General features: G+C 49.2%; 16 protein-coding genes. 3 read left to right on the top strand and 13 right to left on the bottom strand.

Features of this window, described 5'->3' with window-relative positions; translation table 11 throughout:
* Positions 1-150: 150 nt before the first annotated feature.
* The 4 genes from NSQ73_RS00665 to ftsE form a co-directional block, all read right to left on the bottom strand.
* On the bottom strand, positions 151-1617 hold the full coding sequence (locus tag NSQ73_RS00665) for a S41 family peptidase (RefSeq protein WP_076246471.1): 1467 nt from the start codon (positions 1615-1617) through the stop codon (positions 151-153).
* A gap of 117 nt (positions 1618-1734) precedes the next feature.
* Positions 1735-3042, bottom strand: coding sequence for a murein hydrolase activator EnvC family protein (locus tag NSQ73_RS00660; protein ID WP_340985101.1), 1308 nt, complete (start codon positions 3040-3042; stop codon positions 1735-1737).
* Between the two features lie 43 nt (positions 3043-3085).
* Positions 3086-4000, bottom strand: a complete 915-nt coding sequence (gene ftsX / locus NSQ73_RS00655) for a permease-like cell division protein FtsX (protein WP_042140203.1) — start codon at positions 3998-4000, stop codon at positions 3086-3088.
* Positions 3990-4676 (bottom strand): cell division ATP-binding protein FtsE, encoded by a 687-nt coding sequence (gene ftsE / locus NSQ73_RS00650; RefSeq protein ID WP_042140204.1) that lies wholly within the window; start codon positions 4674-4676, stop codon positions 3990-3992. The genes ftsX and ftsE overlap by 11 nt, the downstream gene beginning before the upstream one ends.
* 289 nt (positions 4677-4965) lie before the next feature.
* Between ftsE and NSQ73_RS00645 the strand changes: the two genes are divergently transcribed.
* Together NSQ73_RS00645 and NSQ73_RS00640 are read left to right on the top strand one after the other, a co-directional pair.
* Complete coding sequence (locus tag NSQ73_RS00645) at positions 4966-6393, top strand: VanW family protein (RefSeq protein ID WP_340985100.1); 1428 nt, start codon at positions 4966-4968, stop codon at positions 6391-6393.
* 209 nt (positions 6394-6602) lie between these two features.
* Complete coding sequence (locus tag NSQ73_RS00640; protein ID WP_340985099.1) at positions 6603-7001, top strand: CBS domain-containing protein; 399 nt, start codon at positions 6603-6605, stop codon at positions 6999-7001.
* A gap of 19 nt (positions 7002-7020) precedes the next feature.
* Here NSQ73_RS00640 and NSQ73_RS00635 read toward each other — a convergent pair whose 3' ends face one another.
* The 8 genes from NSQ73_RS00635 to NSQ73_RS00600 all read right to left on the bottom strand — a co-directional run bounded on the left by NSQ73_RS00635 (position 7021) and on the right by NSQ73_RS00600 (position 15564).
* Positions 7021-7623 carry a DL-endopeptidase inhibitor IseA family protein gene (locus NSQ73_RS00635; protein ID WP_052422130.1) on the bottom strand — a complete coding sequence of 201 codons (603 nt, stop codon included), beginning with the start codon at positions 7621-7623 and terminating at the stop codon, positions 7021-7023.
* Positions 7624-7863: 240 nt separating this feature from the next.
* Positions 7864-8490: a type II secretion system protein GspM gene (gene gspM, locus NSQ73_RS00630; RefSeq protein ID WP_340985098.1), complete on the bottom strand. Its 627-nt coding sequence runs from the start codon at positions 8488-8490 to the stop codon at positions 7864-7866.
* On the bottom strand, positions 8474-10102 hold the full coding sequence (gene pilM / locus NSQ73_RS00625) for a pilus assembly protein PilM (RefSeq protein WP_340985097.1): 1629 nt from the start codon (positions 10100-10102) through the stop codon (positions 8474-8476). Before pilM ends, gspM begins: the two co-directional genes overlap by 17 nt.
* Before the next feature lie 15 nt (positions 10103-10117).
* Positions 10118-10867 carry a prepilin peptidase gene (locus tag NSQ73_RS00620; protein WP_340985096.1) on the bottom strand — a complete coding sequence of 250 codons (750 nt, stop codon included), beginning with the start codon at positions 10865-10867 and terminating at the stop codon, positions 10118-10120.
* Positions 10868-10956: 89 nt separating this feature from the next.
* Complete coding sequence (locus tag NSQ73_RS00615; RefSeq protein WP_340985095.1) at positions 10957-11409, bottom strand: type II secretion system protein; 453 nt, start codon at positions 11407-11409, stop codon at positions 10957-10959.
* 192 nt (positions 11410-11601) lie between these two features.
* Positions 11602-12807 (bottom strand): type II secretion system F family protein, encoded by a 1206-nt coding sequence (locus NSQ73_RS00610; RefSeq protein ID WP_340985094.1) that lies wholly within the window; start codon positions 12805-12807, stop codon positions 11602-11604.
* Positions 12807-13856 (bottom strand): type IV pilus twitching motility protein PilT, encoded by a 1050-nt coding sequence (locus tag NSQ73_RS00605; protein ID WP_340985093.1) that lies wholly within the window; start codon positions 13854-13856, stop codon positions 12807-12809. The genes NSQ73_RS00610 and NSQ73_RS00605 overlap by 1 nt, the downstream gene beginning before the upstream one ends.
* A gap of 43 nt (positions 13857-13899) precedes the next feature.
* Positions 13900-15564 carry a GspE/PulE family protein gene (locus tag NSQ73_RS00600; protein ID WP_340985092.1) on the bottom strand — a complete coding sequence of 555 codons (1665 nt, stop codon included), beginning with the start codon at positions 15562-15564 and terminating at the stop codon, positions 13900-13902.
* 367 nt (positions 15565-15931) lie between these two features.
* On the opposite strand from NSQ73_RS00600, the gene NSQ73_RS00595 reads away from it, so the two are divergent.
* Positions 15932-20626, top strand: coding sequence for a DUF5057 domain-containing protein (locus tag NSQ73_RS00595; protein ID WP_340985091.1), 4695 nt, complete (start codon positions 15932-15934; stop codon positions 20624-20626).
* A gap of 96 nt (positions 20627-20722) precedes the next feature.
* On the opposite strand, the gene NSQ73_RS00590 is transcribed toward NSQ73_RS00595, so the two are convergent.
* On the bottom strand, positions 20723-22495 hold the full coding sequence (locus NSQ73_RS00590; RefSeq protein WP_042140212.1) for a hypothetical protein: 1773 nt from the start codon (positions 22493-22495) through the stop codon (positions 20723-20725).
* Position 22496: the final 1 nt, after the last annotated feature.

Genomic DNA, 22496 nt, shown 5'->3' with positions numbered 1-22496 from the left:
TTCGTCCGGGACCAGTGGAAATGTATTAGGTGTCCTCTAAAATGAGTCTATGTTATCGAAGCAACAGTACTCTGTATCGCCTTCAGCCTTTAGCGTACAACATAAACTTTCTTCTATTTGTAGAAAAAAAGAAGGCTGGAATCAGCCTTCTTACTTGTTCGACGCCGTAGCCTTGATTTCCTTCCGGATCTCTTCGATTCCCTTATTCCGCTGATTGTCCTTGGCCGGGTCCTGAATGACCTTGATCAGCGCCAGCTCCAGCGCTTCTGCGGTCTTGGCATCAATCACGCCTGTTGACTTCAGCTTAGCGGCGCTCTGGAATTTCTTGACCGCTTCCTTGGTGCCCGCATCGAAATATCCATCCTTACGGCCCGGCTTATAGCCCAGACCATCCAGCATCGTCTGTGCGCTTTTGACATCCGTGCTGTTCATATTATATTGCAGCGTTACACTCTTATTAATCGGCGCCACCGAGAAGTAATCCGGCTGGGCGACCGCAATATCCGGCTTGATGCCCTTGCCGTGAATCCAGGTGCCGTCTGGTGTCAGCCACTTGGCAATCGTAATCTTCAGCAGACTGCCGTCACCCAGCTGCTCTTCGAAGCTGGTCTGGACGGTGCCTTTTCCGAACGAGTCCTCACCGATCAGCTTTGCACCCGCAGATTGCTGCAGTGCTCCTGCCATGATCTCCGAAGCGCTCGCGCTGCCTTTGTTCATCAGCACAACTACAGGATACTTTTTACTGGATCCCTTTGAGGTGCTGACCTCGCGCTGCTTGTTTTTGTCTTCGACCTGCACGATGGCTTTGCCGGCCGGTACAAACTGCTCTGCCATTTCGATAACGACCGGCAGCACACCGCCGGGGTCATTGCGGACATCAATGACAAGTCCCTTCATGCCTTGTGTTTCCAGCTTGGTCAGCTCTTCCTCGAACCGCTTCCCAGTATTCTGAGAGAATTGCGTAACCTCGATCACTCCGATATTGTCCTTCTCCATCGTAGCGTAGACCGTTTCCAGTCTCACATCATCGCGGGTAATGACGAATTCCAGCGGCTCAGCTGTACCGGTACGCTGAATCTTCAGGGTTGCATCGCTTCCCTTAGGGCCGCGGATTTTGGCTACAGCATCATTAAGCTCCAGCCCCTCCAGCGATTCCCCATTAACGGAGAGGATTACATCCTTGGCCTGAATGCCGGCCTTCTCAGCCGGTGAACCTTTGATCGGCGAGACTACAACGACCTTGCCGTTATCCGAGGAGACTTCAGCACCGATGCCCGAGAACGAGCCTTCGATACTCTCTTCGAATCTTGCTGCCGTTTCCTTGCCCATATAGTTGGAATAAGGGTCGCCCAGTGCTTCCATCATACCGTTGACAGCGCCGTCGATCAGCTTCTCGCGGTCCACGGTCTCATAATAATTGCTCTCGATCAGGCTGAGGGCGGTACCTAGCTTCTTGGATTCCTTGTCTTGCAGTCCGGCTGTCTGCAGGACCGTCGCAATTCCCTCGCCTGCCGCTTGTCCGAATACATGCGCATAGCCGGTCACGCCCAGGGTCAGCAGGCTGCCGCACAGCAGCGCGGCGACGATCATAAAGGCCGCGGTACTCTTCTTTAACATGATGTTCCCACCGTCCCTTCTTGTCCATCTTATCACCCGCAAGGGTCCGTTCCATGAGAAACGGCATCTCTTCCAGTATATGCCGCTGAATCAAATTATATTTATTAGAGCTTAAATTTACAGATAAGGCATAGGATTAACCGTCTTGCCGTCGACCCGCACTTCGAAATGCAGATGCGGGCCGGTCACGCGTCCGGTAGCACCGGATTCGGCAATGGTCTGTCCGCGTTCTACCCGTTCACCCGGTTTCACTTTGATTCCGCCTTCGCGGATATGGCCGTACAGCGTCCATACCCCGCCGCCATGGTCAATGATTACACAATAGCCGTAGCCGCTCCACCATTCCGCCACCAGGACAGTACCGGAATCCGCCGCATGAATATTCGTGCCCTGCGGAACTGCAAAGTCTACGCCTGTATGCATTTTGCCGACTTCACCCGTAACCGGATGCGTCCGGACACCATAAGGCGAAGAGACACGCGCCGAGCCTACCGGCAGCAGGAACGGCCCGTCACCGCCGGCATATTCCTCTACGCTGGCAATGGAGCTTCCGCCGCTGCTCGCAGACTTGGCGGCCTTGGCCGCTTTGGCAGCAGCTGCTGCCGCCCGGCGTGCCGCTTCAGCTTTGGCGGCCGCTGCCCGGCGGGCAGCTTCCTCAGCCTTGAGCTTGTCCTTCTGCTCCTCCAGGGCAGAGCGGTTGCTGGCCAGCTGCACCAGCTTGGCATTCTGCTCTTCGGAGATCACCTCAGCCTCTTGAATCTCTTCATCGTAGTAAGCAATTAGCTCCTGCTTCTCCGCTTCCTTCTCCTTCAGCGCACTGCGCTGGGACTCCAGATCGGTGTACAGCTGCTTAGCCTGGGCGTATTGGCCCTCCAGCTCCTGCTTCTTCGCGATGACCGTCTGCTTGTCCAGCTTATGCTGCACCAGCAGATCCTGATCCTGATCCACGATCATCTTCAGGGAATCGGCCCGGTCGAGGAAATCCGAGAAGCTGGTGGAAGACAGCAGCACATCCAGATAAGAGACTGCACCATCCGTGTACATTAGGCGGACACGCGATTCCAGCAGTTTTTCGCGGGAAGCCACACGTGCCTCTGCATCGTCCAGTTCAGTTGCCGTCACATTAAGCGACTCCTCCGTACTGGCGATTTTACCGGAAATGGTCGTCATCTCACCCTTCACCTGGTCAATCTGGTCCAGCACATACTGGAGATTCAGCGTCGTCTTATTCTTATAGTGCTGCGCTTCCTGATTGCGGGATGCCGCCTTCTCCTGCGCCGCCTTGGCCGCCTGGACCTCCTGCTGCAACTGCTTCAGCTGCTTGTCAATCTCGGCAACACTTGTTTTCTTCGCATATCCGTCAGAGGGCCCGAACATTGTGACAGCCAGCAACATTACGGCTATTCCGGCGACAATCTTCTTCAAATCGCACTCCCCGTCCTTTGTTCAAATGTGAATTTTATCTATGCTATACCTTCAGGAACTTGCGGATCGACACGGTACTTCCCCACACACCAATCAATACTCCGAGGCCAACCAGCAGTCCGCACAGCAGCAGCCAGATATCTTGAAATGGGATCAGCTGCAGCCCCAGCATCGGATCTCCCTGCACCGAAGAGACCAGACTGCTATAGCCCACATACAGCGCACCCGAAGTAACCAGCGAGCCGATCAGCCCGATGAGTGCTCCTTCAATAAAGAACGGCCAGCGGATAAAATAATTCGTTGCCCCTACGAGCTTCATGATGCCGATTTCCTTGCGGCGGGCGAGAATCGTTACGCGGATGGTGTTCGAGATCAGGAACATGGACATCAGCGCCAGACCTGCAACAAAAATAAACCCGATGTTGCGCACAGCCTTAGTCACTTTAAACAAGGTCTCCACCGAGCCTTTGCCATAATTCACTTTGTAGATCGGCTGCTCTTCATGGGTCTTGTTCAGCGCTTCTATCTTCTCAGCTACAAACGGAACAGTTGTCGGCTCGATCACCTCTACGAGCAGCTTGTCCGGCAACGGATTATTATCTTCATCGAAACCTTCCAGGAGCTCGGCGGCATCCGGCCCCATATCTTCACGGAATTCCTTCAGACCCTGTTCTTTGGAGACGAACTCCACCTTGCTGACTTCCGGCATACTGCCGATTTCGTTTTCCAGCTTCTCCCGCATTTTCTGGTCCGTATTCAGCGTCAGATGCACGTTGATCTGCACCTGGCTGTCTGCTTTGTCCGCTACTTCATTGACATTGAGCACCAGCAATATAAACACTCCGAGCACGAAGAGAGAGACAACGATGGACGTGATGGAAGCCACCGACATCCAGCCGTTGCGGAATACGTTTTTGAAGCCTTCCCGCACATGCCGCAAGAAGGTTTTAAAACTCATAACCGTAATCCCCTCTCAATTGGTCTCTGACAATCGTCCCGTTCTCAATAGCCAGCACCCGTTTGCGCATTTTGTTGACAATATCCCTGTTGTGGGTAGCCATTACGATCGTTGTTCCGCGAAAATTAATCTCGTCCAGCAGCTGCATAATGCCCCAGGAGGTCTCCGGGTCCAGGTTGCCTGTAGGCTCGTCCGCGATAATGACGGAAGGATTGTTGACAATGGCTCTGGCAATGGCGATCCGCTGCTGCTCTCCCCCTGAGAGCTGTGAGGGCTCACGTCCCGCTTTGCTGCGCAGTCCCACCAGATCGAGCACTTCATTCACACGTTTCTTGATAACCTTCTTCGGCGCCTCGATAACCTCCATGGCAAAAGCGACATTCTCATAAGCCGTCATCTTCGGCAGCAGGCGGAAATCCTGAAACACCACGCCGATGTTGCGGCGGACATAAGGAATCTTGCGGGGCTTGAGCTTGCCGATATTGAACCCGCCTACAGAGATCTGTCCTTTGGTCGGTGTTTCTTCTCTATAAATTAATTTCATGAACGTTGATTTACCTGCGCCGGACGGTCCGACGACATACACGAACTCATTACGGTCGATCTTGACAGATATCCCCTGGAGCGCATGGGTTCCATTAGGATAGGTCTTCCATACATCCTGCATCTCGATCATCTTTTCACTTCCCGATTCTGACATATTCCGCCGGGCCTTGTCCACCGGGCACCAAACTGCGGAAGCTTCCATAAACTGCATTATTATCGCAGGCGTATCTATTGTAACAAATCCCTAACCCCTTGAGTACCCGAAAGTTTTACCGAATCCTTACATATACATAAAAATATCAGGTTTACTCCAGCTCTTGCTCTTATATATATCGGCATTCCCAGGCGTTCCTTAACACTTGTGTCCATGGCCCGCGCCGCTTCCGGCGCAAATCCGCCCCTACAGAAGGAGATTGCTTATGAAAAAAGTACACGCTGCCCTCATCGCGGGTTTCGGCCTGATTCTGGCCGGCTCGCTGGTTGCCGGAGGGTTTCATTTATATGGCACCCAGACCACCCTGCCCAAGGGAACTGCCATTGCCGGCTGGGATATCAGCGGCCAGGACATCACCGAGGTGCGGGCCGCACTGGAGGCAAGACTTCAGGCGCTGGAAGCTACGCCGCTCACCCTGAAGGCCAAGGGGGATACCGGGCTGAGTGTCTCACTGCAGCAGGCAGGGGTAACCTATGAAGCCCAGGAATTCCGGCGCGCCCTGAAGACGCTGACAGACGGTCCGCTAATGGACCGGGTACAGGCCCGGTACAATTGGAACGGGAACTGGAATATCGGAATTGATCTGGAGATTTCGCAGCTCATGAACAGCCTAAGTCCAGCCTGGGAAAAAGAATCCTTCGGCGTTCCTGTCGACGCGGTGCGGCAGATTACCAGTGATGACCGTGTCGTCTATACGCCCGGGACCACCTCCTTCGAGGTAGACTGGCATGCGCTGGAGCTTGCCCTGCAGGCGGCCGTACCAACCCGGCTTGCCGGCAACGGGGCACTTGAGGGGGAGCGCATTTTGCTGGAGGTGCCCTTAACGGTCAAGCAGCCGAATGTCACGCTGCAGGCGCTCAAGGATCAGGGCATCGAGCGCAAAATCACCCAGTTCAGCACCTCACTCGGGGCCAGCGGACCCGGGCGCAGCTTCAATGTGGAGGCAGCCGCCAAAGCCGTCAACGGGACCATACTGCCTCCTGGCGCTATTTTCGATTACGGAAAAGCGATCCAGAAGGCCCAGGCGGAATATGGCTTCCGCGAGGCTCCGGTGATTGTAAACGGCAAGCTGCAGCCCGGCACGGGCGGGGGAATCTGCCAGGTCTCCAGCACTCTGTATAATGCCGCGCTGCGCTCCGGGCTTGAGATCGTTGAACGGCGCAACCATTCTCTTCCAGTCAGCTACCTGCCCAAGGGCCAGGATGCCACTTTTGCCGAGGGCTATATTAACTTCCGCTTCCGCAACAATACCGGCAAATATCTGATTATCAAATCCGAAGTGAAGGGCCGCACGCTGACCGTCAAGCTGTTCGGTACTTTTCCGAGAAACGTTACTTATTCCGTAGAATCCCGCACTGTTGAGGTACTTCCTCCCACCGACAAGTATGTGAGCGATGCCTCGCTCCCCCGGGGCGGAACAAGGGTACTGCAGGCCGGCAAAACCGGCTATGTAGTGGAGACTTATATTACCCGCTATGTTGACGGCAAAGCCATGGAGAAGAACAAGCTCTCCCGTGATGTCTACTACGCCCAGAAACGCGTCATTGCCATCAACCGCGGCGGCATGAGCAAATCTGCGCAGCCGGAATCCCCGGGCAGACAGCTGGTGGAGGACGGAGTAAAGGGCCAATAAGCTGCTGCAAGTAAAAACGGCTGTGCCCTCCTTGTAAAAGGGAGGCATAGCCGTTCGTGCGTAACATTAGGCGGAAACTCAAACTGTAGTCCAAGCATGCTTTTTAATAAATAATGGCATCCTTTACATAGGGCTTACCCGGGAAGCCATTATAATTTACGATTGCGCGCTACAGTTGAAGTAGACCTCTTCAGAAAGGATGAATTCTTATGACTACAGCATCAATAACCAATCTGTCTGCGATCCTCCGCCAGGCTCCGGCTGTGCTGCCATCCCTTACCTGCCGCGAAGCCCTGAGGGTATTGTTCCAGCATCCGGAGTCCAAATGCATCGTCGTCCGCAGCAGCAGCAATGAACCCGTGGGACTGATTATGTGCGAACGCTTCTTCCTCAAGGCTACAGGCCGGATGGGTATGGACAGATTCTACCATGAACCCGTATCCCAGCTGATGAACCGCAAACCTCTGGTGGCTGACATCTCCACCCCGGCTGAATTGCTCTGGGCCGAAGCCATGCAGCGTCCCGAACCGATGAGAAACGACTGCATTATCGTGACCGATCAAGGCCGGATTGCCGGTATTCTTCACCCTGCGGAGCTGCTGCACTGAGTGCAGTTCTCCATCCCCTCTAGAAAAGAGTATCCGGTGACATGTCGATTCTCCAGTAGCCGCTTACCTTCTTCAGCTTCACCGTTACGGTTTCGGTAACTCCATCTGAACCCTCACTTGGCACAGTCAGCTCAAACACTGCAGCTTGTGCCGTTTTTGAGATCATCCGGGCTGTTGCCTTCGTATAATCCAGTGTATTGCCTAAGTCCGCATGGACCTGGGCCATTCTTCCGTTATATTCCAGGAACTGTGTCTGTACATAGAAAGCTGCAGCATTATGCGTGTACGCTTTCTTAATATAGTTCATCAGCTGCTGCTTCGTGCCAAGGTCACTGGACAGATAACGGTATTCAAGCGTTTTGTAGGTGAATAGCTCCGGCTTGTATTCGTTGCCTCCCCGGCTTGCGTACGTATACAGTGCTTTGGCATGGACAACCAACGGAATCACACTCCGTACCGTAAGGTTATTAATCGTAGCGGGACCTTCCTTGCCTGGTGCAGACACTGCTACTGTTCTTACTCCCTCTATTCCCACCGCTGGCGAAGCCGCGAGCGCTCCGCTTCCCGCAGAAACCAGACCCAGTGATAGTGCTAATGAACCGATCAACATTTTTTTGTTCATCCTGAATGCCTCCTTGTAATCCTGTTTTATAAATTGAAGAACTATTTCTCTCCAACTGCTGCGATAAGTACTATATAACTTACGATAGCCCGTAAGCTAAAATACCCAATACTACCCCATGTGTAAACGGTTAAACCCCAAAACAGCATAAAAAAGCTCCGTCCTCCTGTTCATAGGGGCCAGAGCTGGAATAAATGGAACTATATAGGGTAAAAAAGCACTACCTATGATTGCCTAAGCTCAGGGCTGCTGCTCTTGATCCAGTGCCGCAACTTGTGCCGAAGTTTCTAGGGGTTCTGACGACTTCTCATAGTAGGCCGTAAAAGTAATATTGGCTGAAATAATGTTGCCGGAATCGCTGGAGTGCTGGAAACTGAATGCGTCCACATTAATAATGCGGGGCAGAAGCTGTAGTGCAGTCATCCAGCTTCGCACATTAGTATAAGTTCCTTCCACCAAGGCCGTCATCTTCAGGGCCTTCACGGTAGGGAACACTGCTTCGGAGGAACCGGTCATAACCTGAATGGGATTTGTATCATCCAGCGTGAACCCGATATCTTTCAGTCTGGCATTGGTCATTGTTCCAATGGCTCGCAGATCGAGAATAAGCTGCTCGCTGTCGTCACCGCGCGGAAGCTGGGCCAGAAGTGCATCCTGAGTATCGTCATTCACCGATGAACGGTTCAGCTCTTCTATTTTATTCTCCATGAGGCTGTTTTGCTGCTCCAGCTGCGACATCTCTGATTCCTGCTCCGCAATCCTGCTGTTTGTAGGCTGGAACCCCAGAAGGAAGAACGCGAACAACAGCAGGAACAGGACAAGAACCCCCAGCACAATAGGCGAGCGGTATTTATTGATTTGTTCCATTTTCATCCGCCTCCCCCGGGTTAGCTGCATCAGTATCCTGCTGCGTGCTTTTCGCCAAATTCACATGATATATTGCTGTGTAGAATCTCGTTAGAGTCGCTGGAGATTGCGTACTTCCGGACGGATCTCCTTCAGACAGCTTCTGAATACTCACGTCAACCGTGAAGGACATTTTGCGCAGTTCAGCGAGATATTCGGAAGCATCCTCCATTTTGAGCATCTTGACGGTCAGATCAATGGAGGTGAGGTATGTGTAACCAATATTGCTAAGCGAAGCCCCTTGCGGCAGCCCGGAAGCCAGCTCATTTAATACAGAAACAATATTCAGCTTGTACTTCAGGATCTCTTCAACGGCCGCTTTACGGTCGAGCTTGCCTGAACCGCCGTTATTAGCTTTGGCCAGCTCCAATTGAAGCAATGCGCTCCGGTCCTGCAGACCCTGGATCTGCTCCGACTGATCGTTAATCTGCCCCTTATTCGCTGCATAAAAGATCCCGGTGCCCACTATGCCCAGCAGCCAGATTCCGACCAGTGCAATGGCCAAATAGGGAAATAACATGGCCTCACGATCTTCTCGGGGCAAGAGATTAATATGCTGTGCACCCGAACCCAGTGCAGCTCCGGTTGCAATCCGGTAGCTATTCAATTGCAGGTTCTGGCTTCTAGCCGCACTGGTCTCCAACTGATCCAGACTTACCGGGATAATCTCCTGTTCGGATAAAGACAGGCTAAGCTCCTCATGCAACTGGCTGCGGATGCCTGAAGTCCCAGTAATCAGTACATTGCTGATACGGGTACTGCCATCGTGCAAGCTGTATTGGTAGAAGTTCAGCATCCGCGAGATTTCAGCTGTAATCTCCAGCATCTGTTCAGGTGACAGATGTTCTTCCACACTCTCTTGCGTAGCGGCGGCCTCCGACCTGAATTTGATCTCTTCCTGCATAGGTGGAGCTACCGGCTCTGCTCTACCCGCTTGCAGATCGGCAACATTAATCGTACGGATAAAGACTGGATTGCCATCACGGAACATATAGATATCCAGCAGTGACTGCTCCAGATGGATCAGCATCGTTTCTGCAAAGGCTTCGCCCTGATTCAGCATGATGCTTCTTGCTAACGCCGTAGCGGAAATCTCGACACTGCCCACCCGTAAACCTGCCGCTTCCAGGACATCGATATAATCCTGAATCGGCTTGCGCGGCGCGGCAAATACCAGCAGATGGCTCTGATTTTCATCCACGCTTGTTGTAACGTAATCATACACCGGATTTTCAAAAGGCAGATGCAGACCCGTTTCTACCTCCAGCTTCACAAGCTGCTCCAGCTGTTTTTCATTAGTGCTGGGAATACTCATTTTACGGATAATGATTTGAGCAGGTGGAATAGCCAGGGACACCTTCGAACCGCGAAGGCCTTGTTTTTTAACCCAGGGCTTAAGGATATCCAGCAGCGACTCACCGTCAGCAATCTGATTCTCGACAATCATGCCCGGATGCAGCGGAAGGACTTTCTTCTTGCGGAATTCCCATGTTTTATTCTTCTTCAAGCTGACGCAGCGTATGGCGGATTCCTCAATGGAAATCCCGACCGCTTGTTGACCTAATCTCAGCATCCGATGATGTTCCTCCTAACCGATAAACGAAAGATATGCGCCGATGATGTCCGGGCCGAACAGATATGAGAGCAGTGAACCCAGAGCCAGGAAAGGTCCAAACGGGATTGGCTGTTTGCGCTGGACAATGCCTAGCAGCTGCATAATTCCTCCGATGGCGGCGCCCAGCGCACAAGCCATCAGAAACGCCACAATGACATTTGGCCAGCCGATGATCCAGCCCAGCAGTGCAAACAGCTTGACGTCGCCCATTCCCATTCCCCCAAACAGGGCCAGCAGGAGGAGAACGCCTCCACCACTTAAAGCGCCAAGCAAATGATACCATAGCGGGACTTCCGCCATGAAAGGAACCAGTCCCAGAAATACCGGCGCAAAGAATAACAGCACCTTGTCAGGAATCAGCATATATCTCAGATCAGAGACTGTAATAATGACCGCCAGACTGACCAGCAGCATCCCTGTAATTCCCTCAAGCGTGAGGCCGAATTTCAGATACATCACCAGAAATAATAGTCCAGTTGCGGCTTCTCCAAATAGATACATTGGTGACACCCTAGTTCCGCAATGCCGGCACTTCCCCCGCGATAACAGATAGCTGAGAACCGGGATCAGATCCAGTGGCGTAAGCCGCATCCCGCACTTGGGACATTGCGATGGCGGATGCAGCAGAGACTCTGCTGCCGGTACCCGCAGTCCTACTACGTTTAAGAAGGACCCTAGAGTTAGACCTAGTAGAGTTATATAAATTGCGATAAATATAGTCATGATTGTTAGTGTCCCTTTCGGGGATTTTAAAAAAGGAATCGGAATGGTTCCGATTCCTTTTTTGATTAAGATAATCACATAATTAAAACTTACTTTTCTACACTTAGTACCTGCGCAGCAGTATAAGTTTTTGTACTGTCTACTGAAGCGGTTGTAGTAACAATTTCTACAGCATTAGTTGTATCTAAAGTACCAGTGCTACCGAAATTAACCTCACCACCAGAAACTGTTTTTTTATCACTTGGCAAAACTAGAGTGGACTCTAAATATTTTTTAGTCTGAAGCTCAGTGATACTTACAGTTTTACTTGTGAAATCCCCCTTAAGTTCACTGGTTATATATAGCCTTGCCGCTTCATAAATCTGCCGTGCAGTTGCAAGATCGGCATCTTTTTTAGAATTGTCTATTATTCCACTAATCATAGGAATCGCTATAACCGCAATAATCCCCAAAATAACGATAACCGCCAGTAACTCAATCAGCGTAAACCCTTTCTGATTCTCTTCCTTGCTGATTCTTCTCTTAATTGCCTGTGCCAACATTTCGTTTCCCCCTTGATATTAGTAGTGTGTGATGTTCCGACAGAAACTCATCCTATGTTGCTACCTTCCTGCTGTATTGCTCTTGGTATAGAAGCAGCTCTCTCCATCGTCCAGCACCTGCGGAAGCAGCTTCAGCTTCCGCTCCGCCTTTCCGGCGTCACCCCTCTCAATAATTGCAAGGAACCGTAAGGTTCACATATTACTGTACAGACTGAACATCGGCAGCATGATAGCTGCTACGATCACCCCGACTACTCCCGCCAGGAAGGCAATCAATAGTGGTTCTAATAGAGATTTTAGACGGTCAACTGTATTCTCTACATCCATCTCGTAGAAGTCAGCAACCTTGGATAACATCGTATCCAGCGCTCCGGTCTCTTCACCAATGGCAATCATCTGTGTAACCAGTGGCGGAAATACCCATGCCTTCTTAAGCGGCTCAGAGAGCGGATTCCCCTGTCTAAGGGAATCACTTGCACTGCGGATATAACGCCCGATTACCTTATTACCTGCCACTTCCTCTACAATAGCCAGGGATTGGAGGATGGGCACGGAGCTGGCGTAGAGTGAAGAGAATGTCCGGGTAAACTGCGCAATCGAGCCCTTCTGATTCAACTTACCAAAGACCGGAACCTTCAGCTTGGCGTAATCAAGTGCATAGGCACCTTTTTCGGTACGTTTAGTTATTTGATAGGCAACTACTAAGAGAAGTACCCCCAGAATCCAGATATACCATTGCCCCTGAATACTTTTGCTGAGTGCCAATACCATCTTGGTAATCGCCGGAAGCTCGGCATCAAAAGACTCAAACATGGTGACAAACTGCGGCACAATTGCCCATAACAGGTAAATCACTGCTCCTATTGCCATCACCCCAACAGTAATCGGGTAAGTCAGCGCAGATTTTATCTTCTCGGTTGTTGTATGCTGCTTCTCAAAAAATATTGCCAGCCGCTCCAGCGTTCCTTCCATATTCCCGGATTCCTCACCGGCGCGAATCATGCTGACAAACAGCGGTGGAAAGATCCGCTTGTGATCCTGAACTGCCTGCGAGAATGAAACCCCTCGCAGCAAGCTGGAACCAACATCCTGCAATGCCTTACGTAGCGGTTTACTATCCGTCTGCTCTGCCAGGATACGCGTAGCGTCTACAATGGATACTCCGGCACGCATAAGTGTAGCGAACTGGCGGCAGTAAATAATAAAGTGAATAGTTTTAACCGGATTGCCTATATAAATATCCATTTGCAGAATGGAGGTTTTACGTTCCACCAGCGAGAACACCGTCAGACCGCGTTTGCGGAGCTCATCCATGGCTGCCGGCTTATCCGTAGCGGTAAGCTTGCCTTTGATCGGCCTGCCCGCCGCTGTTTTGACCTGATATTCGAATAATGCCATCAGCCATTCACCTCACTCATATACGCTTTGGCCGCCGCAGGATGTACAAACCCTCCCGCAAGATATTCACGGATGTTCATCTCCAGTGTGTGCATACCCAGCGCCTTGCTCGTCTGCATGACATTCTTCAGTTGATGCGTCTTCTCCGTCCGGATCAGGTTGGCAACCGCCGGCGTATTCACCAGAATCTCTGTTGCACATAACCGCCCGTGGCCCGAAGCTCTCGGGAATAAGCGCTGGCTGACTACAGCCAGCATCACCGAAGCCAGCTGGGAACGGATCTGATTCTGCTGATGGCCTGGAAAAGCGTCGATAATCCGGTCAATCGTCTGCGGCGCATCTGTCGTATGTAGCGTTGCTAATACTAAGTGTCCAGTCTCAGCAGCAGTAACGGCTGCTGAGATCGTCTCCAAATCACGCATTTCCCCCACCAGAATGACATCCGGATCCTGTCTTAATGCTGCCCGGAGACCGCTGGCGAAGCTGTTCGTGTCGCTCCCCACTTCTCTTTGATCCACCAGACATTTGCCATGGCTGTGCAGGAATTCTATAGGATCCTCCAGGGTCACGATATGCTTGCTCTCGGACTGGTTGATGGAATGAATCATCGCCGCCAGCGTTGATGATTTACCGCTGCCCGTAGGGCCTGTCACCAGGATAAGACCTTGCGGTTTCTTTACCAGAGATGCCAGAATCGGAGGCAGGGATAACTGCTCCAGCGACGGAATATCAGCGGGAATAGACCGGGCTGCGATGCTTACTCCACTCCGCTGACGGTACACATTTACTCTGTAACGCACTCCATTATCAAGCGGGTAGGAGAAATCAATCTCACCGGTCTCATTAAAAATACTGTTATGCCGCTCCTCCATAAGCAACTCTGCCATTGCCAGTGATTCCCCGGCTGTGACCTGTTCCCCTTCAACCGGATACAGGGTTCCATCAATGCGTATTACCGGCGCTGAACCTACAGAGATATGCAAGTCGGAAGCCTTGGAGGTATAGGCCATATGAAGCAGTTGTATAATGTCTCTCGTGAATGTCGGCACTGGCTATCCTCCTCAACGTTTTGTCAGCTTAATTAAGACTTGTTTACTGCGATACTGTTTCCCGCAGAACCTCTTGGAGCGTCGTGGTTCCCTGTGTAACCTTGAGGAAGCCATCCTCCATTAGCTGCACAAGCCCGCGTTCACGCGCGGCAGCTTTCAGTTCATCGACGGATGCCAGATCCGTAATCAATTGCCGCATATGGTCATCGATAGTTAACACCTCGTGAATGGCAATACGTCCACGGTAACCTGTAGTGCTACAACTGCCGCAGCCCCGTCCGCGATGGAGACTGTCTGTTGGCAGACTATATTTTCGCAGCATGATCGCTTCCTGCTCAGACGGCTTGTACTTTTCTTTGCAGTCCGGGCAGATTTTACGCACCAGCCGCTGGGCTACTACCCCAATCAGGGAAGATGCAATCAGATAAGGCTCAACGCCCATATCTCTAAGGCGCGATATAGTACTGATAGCATCATTGGTATGGAGCGTCGACAGGACAAGATGACCGGTTAACGATGCTCTGACTGCAATTTCTGCCGTTTCAGTATCTCGAATCTCCCCTACCATTACGATATTAGGGTCCTGCCGGAGAATCGAACGCAACCCTGCTGCGAAGGTAAGGCCAACAGCAGCATTCACATGCACTTGATTGACTCCTTCGAGCTGATACTCTACCGGATCTTCAACCGTTATAATATTTGTGCTCTCCACATTTAAATGGTTCAGCGCCGAGTACAAGGTTGTCGTTTTGCCGCTCCCTGTTGGGCCAGTAATCAACAAAATCCCGTATGGTCTGGCAATCATTTCTCTAAAAACAGCAGCATTCGACTCACTGAAGCCAAGACTGTCCACTGATTTCACGCCTGTGCTGAGATCCAGCAGCCGGAGTACAATTTTCTCCCCGTGCATTGTCGGCAGTGAAGATACGCGGATATCAACCATTTTGTAATCGAATTGCATCTTGATACGCCCGTCCTGCGGAAGCCTGCGCTCCGCAATGTTCAGCTTCGCCATGATCTTCAGCCTTGCTGTAATAAAGCCCTGCATTTGTTTGGGAATCACACGTTCCGTACGCAGCGTGCCGTCAATCCTGTAACGGATAGAAAGGTTATTCTCACCCGGATCTACATGGATATCGGATGCCCGCAAGGCCACTGCCTGCTGAATCATCTGATTGACCAACCGGACTATAGGCGAATCTTCATCGGTAATCTCCGTCTCTTCAATTTCTTCCTGGGTGGGCAGTTCAACCATCATCTGGCTCATAGAATCACGCATGCCGTAATGCCGGGCAATCGCCCGCTGCAGCTCATCCCGGGTGGAAATCGCAGGTTCGATTCTGAACCCTGTACTCATCCGCAAATCCTCAATGGCGAAATAGTCCAACGGATCAGCCATAGCCACCATCAGCTTGCCGCCTTCCTTCATGAACGGGAGCACCTGATATCGTTTGGCCATACTCTCCGGAATAATCTGCGTAATGGCCGGGTCAATCTGATATTTGAACAAGCTTACATGAGGTATGCCAAGCTGGAATTCCAATACTTCAATTAGCTGCTGCTCGGTAATATAACCCTGCGAGATCAGCAGATCACCAAGCTTGCGTTTGGTTTTGCGCTGTTCGGCTAGAGCCTCGGTCAACTGCTCCTGCGAGATAATGCCGTTATCTACCAGCAAGTCTCCCAGTCTTTTTTTTATGATTGGCAAAGTTACTCATCTCCAGCTCTCACCCGTTTAATTTTTCTTACCGGTTATAAACTTACATAATTTAGCAATAAAAGGATCCAAAGCTGCTAACCTTCTGGAAACTCATACCGATTTCGTATATGTAGTCCTTTGCGTGTTACAGAAATCATTTTCCCGGAATTTCAATGGTTTTCTAGTTCTAATTACTTAAATTTGAGGTAAATTTTTCATATATTATGATTGCCTATAGAGGTAAATTGTCCTAGAATGATATATAGCATATAACCGTTATTTTTACAATTAGGATTTCCAATACTTGGTCAATTTTAGCGAAAGTTTCGATAAATCTACCAATCGATTATTAATATCTTTACGGGGGAGATGCTAGATGAAATCATTCCGGCGGAGAACATGGTTTCTAGTTTCAGGAGGTACATTTTCGGCTATATTAATTGCTTTGTTTGTCCATTCTTTTGTTCTTTCAGTCAATGCAGTAGTAGATAGTTCGTATACCATCCGTATTCTTGAGATCACTGATCCAACCAGCACTGCGAGCTTGGCACTGGATGCCAATGATAAATACCCCAAGAGCGAACTCGATGGTCTTCAGGGATTAGCCAACGTCAAGATTGATACAATGACTATGAAGCGCTTCGTATCCCTGCGTGATAACTGGGACGGCAAATACGATGCTGTCTATATCGGTAAAGGGGCATTCAGCAAGACATTGATTAAAAGTACAGGATCCACTTCCGAAGCTGATCGCAAGATTGCCCATAATACCACTGCGGTCGAGAATGATATTACCCTCCTCAAAGCTAAAGAGATCACCGACTACTATATCAGCAAAGGCCTGAATGTCTTCCTTCGCGAGGAGACCTTCAGCCAACAGACTACAAGCAACACTCAGGGTGTCCTGTATGCAACGTTCAATCCCTACCGCACAGCTACTCGCTCCAATGTAATTTTCCTAAAGAACCTGAACGAACTCAACACACTTACGGCTGCGATAAAGGATGGCAGTTGGTCTAACCTATCCACTCTTGAGCAGCGCCCTAGACTAACCATTACCAACAAACCTGATAATTACAGCGAGGGTTCTGCTACCGTATATAAGTCCGGAGACACACTGGTCTTCCCGATCAAGATCGATAACATCTCAGACCCCAAAACATCAGTGCGGGTCAAATTATATATGAATGTGGACTCTTCTCTGCCCGTAACTGAAGATACGGTAGTTGCTACCAAAGAAATCACTTCTCCAACAGATACATTGAGCTATACGCTGCCGTCTACTTTCTCAGGGCCGTTGTATTGGAGAATGGAAATCAGCACAATTGCCGGACTGAAAGACTTTGATACAGGGAACATCTTTTATAAGGGCATAAAGCCCGTCATCAAAGTACTTCAGATTATGCCTTCGGGCAAGACAGACAGCAACCTGTTGAATTCAAACAATATGCAGACTTCATATTTGTCCAGCGATAATTACGAGTTGCAGATCACTCCAAAGGACATGAGCTGGTTCAACACCTATATTACCGACCATGCCGGTACAAGTGATACAACTTCAGGCCTGAACGGAAAATTTGACATGGTGGTCTTCGGTTTCCAGGATATGTACGACCGTGTCAGTACGCCAATGCTCTCCAAGGCAGCTGCAGAGGCGGTTAAAGCTTTTGCTAAAGAGACCGGACAGAGTCTGATGCTTACACATGACACTATCTTCCGTGAGGTAACGGCTCCTTACCAAGAGAGTACCAATAATTATAACTATTGGAGCCCTTACTTCCACGATATGGTTGGTCAAGCTTTGCCCCGGACTTATCTGGGCGGCAACGCGGTGAATCCGTCTACCAAGGTAGTTTCGGTCAACCAAGGGCTTCTGACGCAATACCCGTTTAACCTTGATACAACCGGTATGACCGCGAACCGGTATTCAGTGGCTACGACCCATGACCAGTTCTTCCCGCTGAACCTGGAGCGGGCCGATGTTATTCCCTGGTATAATATTTCGGGTTCCAGCCGTGACACGGACGACAGCTATAACCATTTCTACACCTATTCAGTTGGCAATATTACATTCTCGGGTACCGGCCACACGAACACAAGGTTTCCCGAGTGGGAGCAGAAGTTATTCGTCAATACCATGTATCGTGCGTTCACCGGCGCCAATCACGCGCCTGATATTACCGTCTATACTCCGCAGGACATGAGTACCAAGCCAACGTACCAAGACAAATTGACTGTTAGCTATGCCGCTACTGATTTTGATTTCAAGGACAAGGAACTGATCACAGCAATACAGATTAATAAGCTAACCGACAAGGGAACATACGTAAAGGTCGATGAAATGCTTGAGAAGACTGTCCGTTCGGGTGAAACAGTAACTCAAATCTTCAATAATCCCCTGCATGAGGATGGCAAGCTGCAGATTCAGATTACTGCAAAGGACAAGCAAGGTGCCCTTGCTACGAAACTTATCACCCTTAATGTCAAAAAGGTAGATTCCAATCTGTCTATCAGCCGCACTCTCTCTTCTGATACAGTGGAAAGAGGACAGCCTCTTACCATTACGTATAGTGTAAAACCTAACCCTATTCCGGTTAATACCGTAGACGCAGGCGACAAAGGTGTTACACAGTTAGTGATCTCAGACATTCAGTATTCAGAGGTATTCCCGGCATATCTGAAATTCAATGATTTGGAGGCTGAAGGCCTCACCCATAGCGGGAATGATGCATCAGGCTACACGATCACCAAAAATCTCGGTAATCTCACTTATCATTTGTCAGAGGATGGTCTGACTTATGTGCCTGATGTAACTACAGGGATCAGCTTCACCGTTACTACAGTACCTACTGAGAAGATACATTATCTGCTTGATAACTCTAATTTGAGCTTTGAGGATCTGCATTCTCTGCCGGCTGCTACAGCAACTGCTAGTGCTACTGTCAGCCCTATTGCTACTGCCAGTGCTGCAACAGCTCCTGCAACAGCTTCACCTACAGTTGCTGCTACTGCTACCCCAGCACCAGTAAGTTCATCAAAGATATTCAGTTCGATAAGTAGTATTAGTAGTGAATTCAATGCATTTGTTCTTGGTAATGTTTATCTTAGGAGTACCAATACGGATGGACGTATCGCTGCGGCTGGAGACGTAGAATTCACCAGCTACAGTCTTTATGGGAATGGAGGTACCCTCAGTAATTCATTGGTAGTGGGAGGGAATTTCATCTTTAACGGAGGCAATGGAGCTACAGTTAATGGTAATGTGGCTTATGGAGGCAACTCGACAGTCACTGTTAACAATTCAGTCACTGGTTCATTGACTAAAGCTACTCCTATTAATTTTGAAGAAACCGAAAAATATCTTTTAGCACAATCTACTGATTTCACTTCATTAACTGCAAATGGCATTGTAGGCACCGATCTTAGTTTTGTCGGAACCGACGCTTTACAAAATGTGTTTAACGTTACAGCCAGCACGCTGAATAACGTCAAAATCAATGCACCACAAAGCTCAACGGTTGTCATTAATGTCTTAGGACAAATCATAAACATCAGTGGCGGATTCGATTTAACAAATATACAAAATAACCATATTATTATGAACTTTCCTCAGGCTACATCTCTTACTATTAACGGTGTAGCAGTAAAAGCAACGGTACTTGCTCCTTTAGCCAACGTTCAATTCGATAATGGCCAAATGCTGGGCACACTTATTGCGAAATCACTGCGAACAGATAACGGCGGTTATCTTAAGTTGGGGGTATTTAACGGTACATTGCCGCCTGTAACAGTAGCTACACCAACGCCAGTCATAACACCTGCGCCAACTGCAACACCAGAACCGACCGCGGAACCGACACCGAGTCCTACCCCGGCCCCGGTTCTGGCTAGAGTGACAATGAAATTTGATGCTCTGAGTTTTGATGCAATTGTTAAATTAACCGGTGTTACTTTGAGTGATGCCACCATTCGAGTTAACACCAGCCTGAACATGCTGCCTCAGGCTAATATTACTCCCTTGGACGTAAGTAATCCTACCTATACATGGGTTTCAGACAATCCTTCCGTGGCAACAATCACGCAAGAAGGAATAGTCACAGGAGTAGCACAGGGTGAAGCCTCTATTACACTTACAGTTAGAGATATTGTTGGAACTGCCTTCTCAGCTACAGCTAAGGTTGAAGTCATAACACCGGCACTTAATATCTCTGGTCCATCAACGGGGATTGTTGGCATACCGAACGAATACCATGCCACTTATAATACCGTAAATGATACTATCAAGGGTTATGAATGGTCGATTAAGCCCGACAGTAATACGGCAGGTGCAGTACTGGATTTTGATTCCACCAAATCACTTAATGATTATGCAACCTTAGTAGCTTCCCAATCCGGTCAAGTCGTACTAATTGCAGTCGCCAAAACCGAAGCTTTCCCAAATGGTTCTGCACCTAGAGAAGTTACGGTTACCTTCACCAATCCAGTCCAAGAGTTTGTCATTGAAGGACCACCTTCAGTGAAGGTTAACGATACAATCTCACTAACGATTAGGGTCATTAGACCATCGCCTTACGATCCGGCCGAATATGCTTGGAGCTTTGTAGGCGCCGGTCGCACATACGCAACATTCACGAATGAACCGGACAGCAGTAGTCATATTAAACTGACTGGCCTAAAGATTACAGATATCAACCAGCCGGTGGTTGTGAAGGCCTCCTTGAAGGGAGCACCAGCAGAACAACCCGTCGAAGCAATATTCAATGTAACTGTGGGAACCCGCTTGACTGACCTGAAGTTAATTGAATCCATCGATATTGGTGTGGGAAAAGAAAACTCCCGTGACCTGTGTGATTCCAAGTACCTTACGTTGTACCCGGAGGATATAGAGTTGAAGGACGTAATAGACAAGTTGGAATGGAGCAGCAGCAACCCGGCAGTGGTCGCAGTGTCTTCTGACGGCAAAATTACAGGCTTGATTAAAGGATCTGCAAAAGTTACGGTCATATTCAAAGATGATCCTTCAATTAAATCTTCAGTCATGGTCAACGTACTTAACGAAGACCGTTACTAATTTAACAGCTCCATGAAGAAACCCCGGCCAGCATCCAGTGGATGTGAACCGGGGTTTCTCATGGTTATAACTTCTTTTGATAATCAACCTAATTTTCTATTTCAGTTTAAGTTCCTCCACACTGATATTGATCGATTGAACACGGGGCAATCCCGCTTTTTGGTCGGCGAATACCTTATTGTTATAGGAAGCATTAAATCGAATCTGGCTATCATTCTGAATAACCAAGAAGTTCCCATCCTCATCTGTCGCACTGCCACGTACCGCGTTAATCGTCAAGTCTCCTTTGGCAAAAAATCCTCCACTTAAAGAAAAGACAGAACCTACACCGTACAGCAAAGCATCTGAATCGGTATAAAAGAAGGCCTCCAATGGCTTAGCCGATGCAGCATCGGTGAAGGCTGCCAAACGGTTAATTAGAATAGGGCCCTGCGAAATTAGAACCAGTTCTTTATCGTTCATCCCCTGAATTGAAGCATCCTCTACAAGAGTGGTGTACTCCTTATCACTGCCTGTCAACTGTGACTGCTGCAAAGCGAAGATTGTGGAATCGAATTCAACCTTGCCTCTAATCTCTACTTTTCCCGTGACGAGGATATTCGCTTGTACTTGCACAGGAGTAGAACGTCCAGAATTGTCAATCTTCAGATTTCCGTCAATGATGTACCAGTTTTTATCCTTATTGGCATATTGAATTCCCTCAAGCTCAATACCGTCCAAGGTTAAATCACCTTCGTAAACAAGAGATCTGCTAGGTTTGGTTAGTTGTTTCACTATTTCATCATAGGACTTTTGGGCTTTCAGGCCAATTTCTGTAGTATCAGCCGGATCAGGCTTTGGAGGTAGGACCTCCGGATGATCAAATATTGTATCATAGGTTCCAATAAGATATTCGGCTAAAGTTCCTTTCTCCACATTGTTGAGAATTTCCGAGCGTATGGCAAGACCACCCATTGCCTCTGCAACCTTATCTGTAAAAGAGGAAATAACATTCACTTCTACAAAGCTGCGGTGATTCTTGATCTTCACATTATCTGATTTAATCTTCCCCGTCATATCAGTAGTTGAGGTTATTTTATCTGCAGTAAGGTTGCCCAAAATCTGATCCTGATATATTAACTTCTGTAGTGATTGTACATGCGCCTCTCCTTCAAGCTGAAAAAGCTTGGAATAAAACGTATGGTCTACTCCTTTATATCTGTAATTAGCAGTATCACTGATTGTTAAAGTGTCCCCTGCGTATATATTGCCCTTAATATATGGAGAACCATTTATAGTCAGGTTATGCTCAGAACCCAGTGTGTAGTTGAGAAAATCGGGAAAAGTATCAATAACAACTACCTGTGATAAATTTCGGACAACCCCATTAATCTCTGCCTGGGAGTTCAAAGTCAGGCGATAGCTGACAGGCATACCACTCGTCGGATCTTTTTTCGTCTCGTAGTCTATACTGGTAATTTTGCCTGATGCCTTCTTTCCATCTGCCTGTAATAAATCAGTGCTGGCGAGCAGAATATTCTGATCATCATATAGATTCCTCAAAAAAAGATCAATTGCATTATCCAGATCTGACTGGCTAACCACAATGCTAGCTTGGATGGTCTGATTCAGCCGAGCCGTAATATAGGCCACCGCCTCATCCAGCGTCTTCTCCGCCAAATGCAGACTTTGCACATCATTCTTACGCGTCTCTGTACGCTGTGCGCCTCCAACTGCTGCAGTAAGTACACTCAATCCCAAGATCGTAAGAAGCAGAACAATAAACATAACCAGCACTAGGGCAGAACCACGTTCCTCCCGGAAGCGCCTGGCGAATTCCTTCAGTTCTTTAAGTCTCATATGACGCTGTGACGGTCCAGCTCCACGCATG

Source organism: Paenibacillus sp. FSL R10-2736, from assembly GCF_038000245.1.
Lineage (GTDB): Bacteria > Bacillota > Bacilli > Paenibacillales > Paenibacillaceae > Paenibacillus_AQ > Paenibacillus_AQ phytohabitans.
The sequence above is the reverse complement of the archived record's forward strand: the minus strand, read 5'-3'. Positions and strand labels throughout refer to the sequence as shown.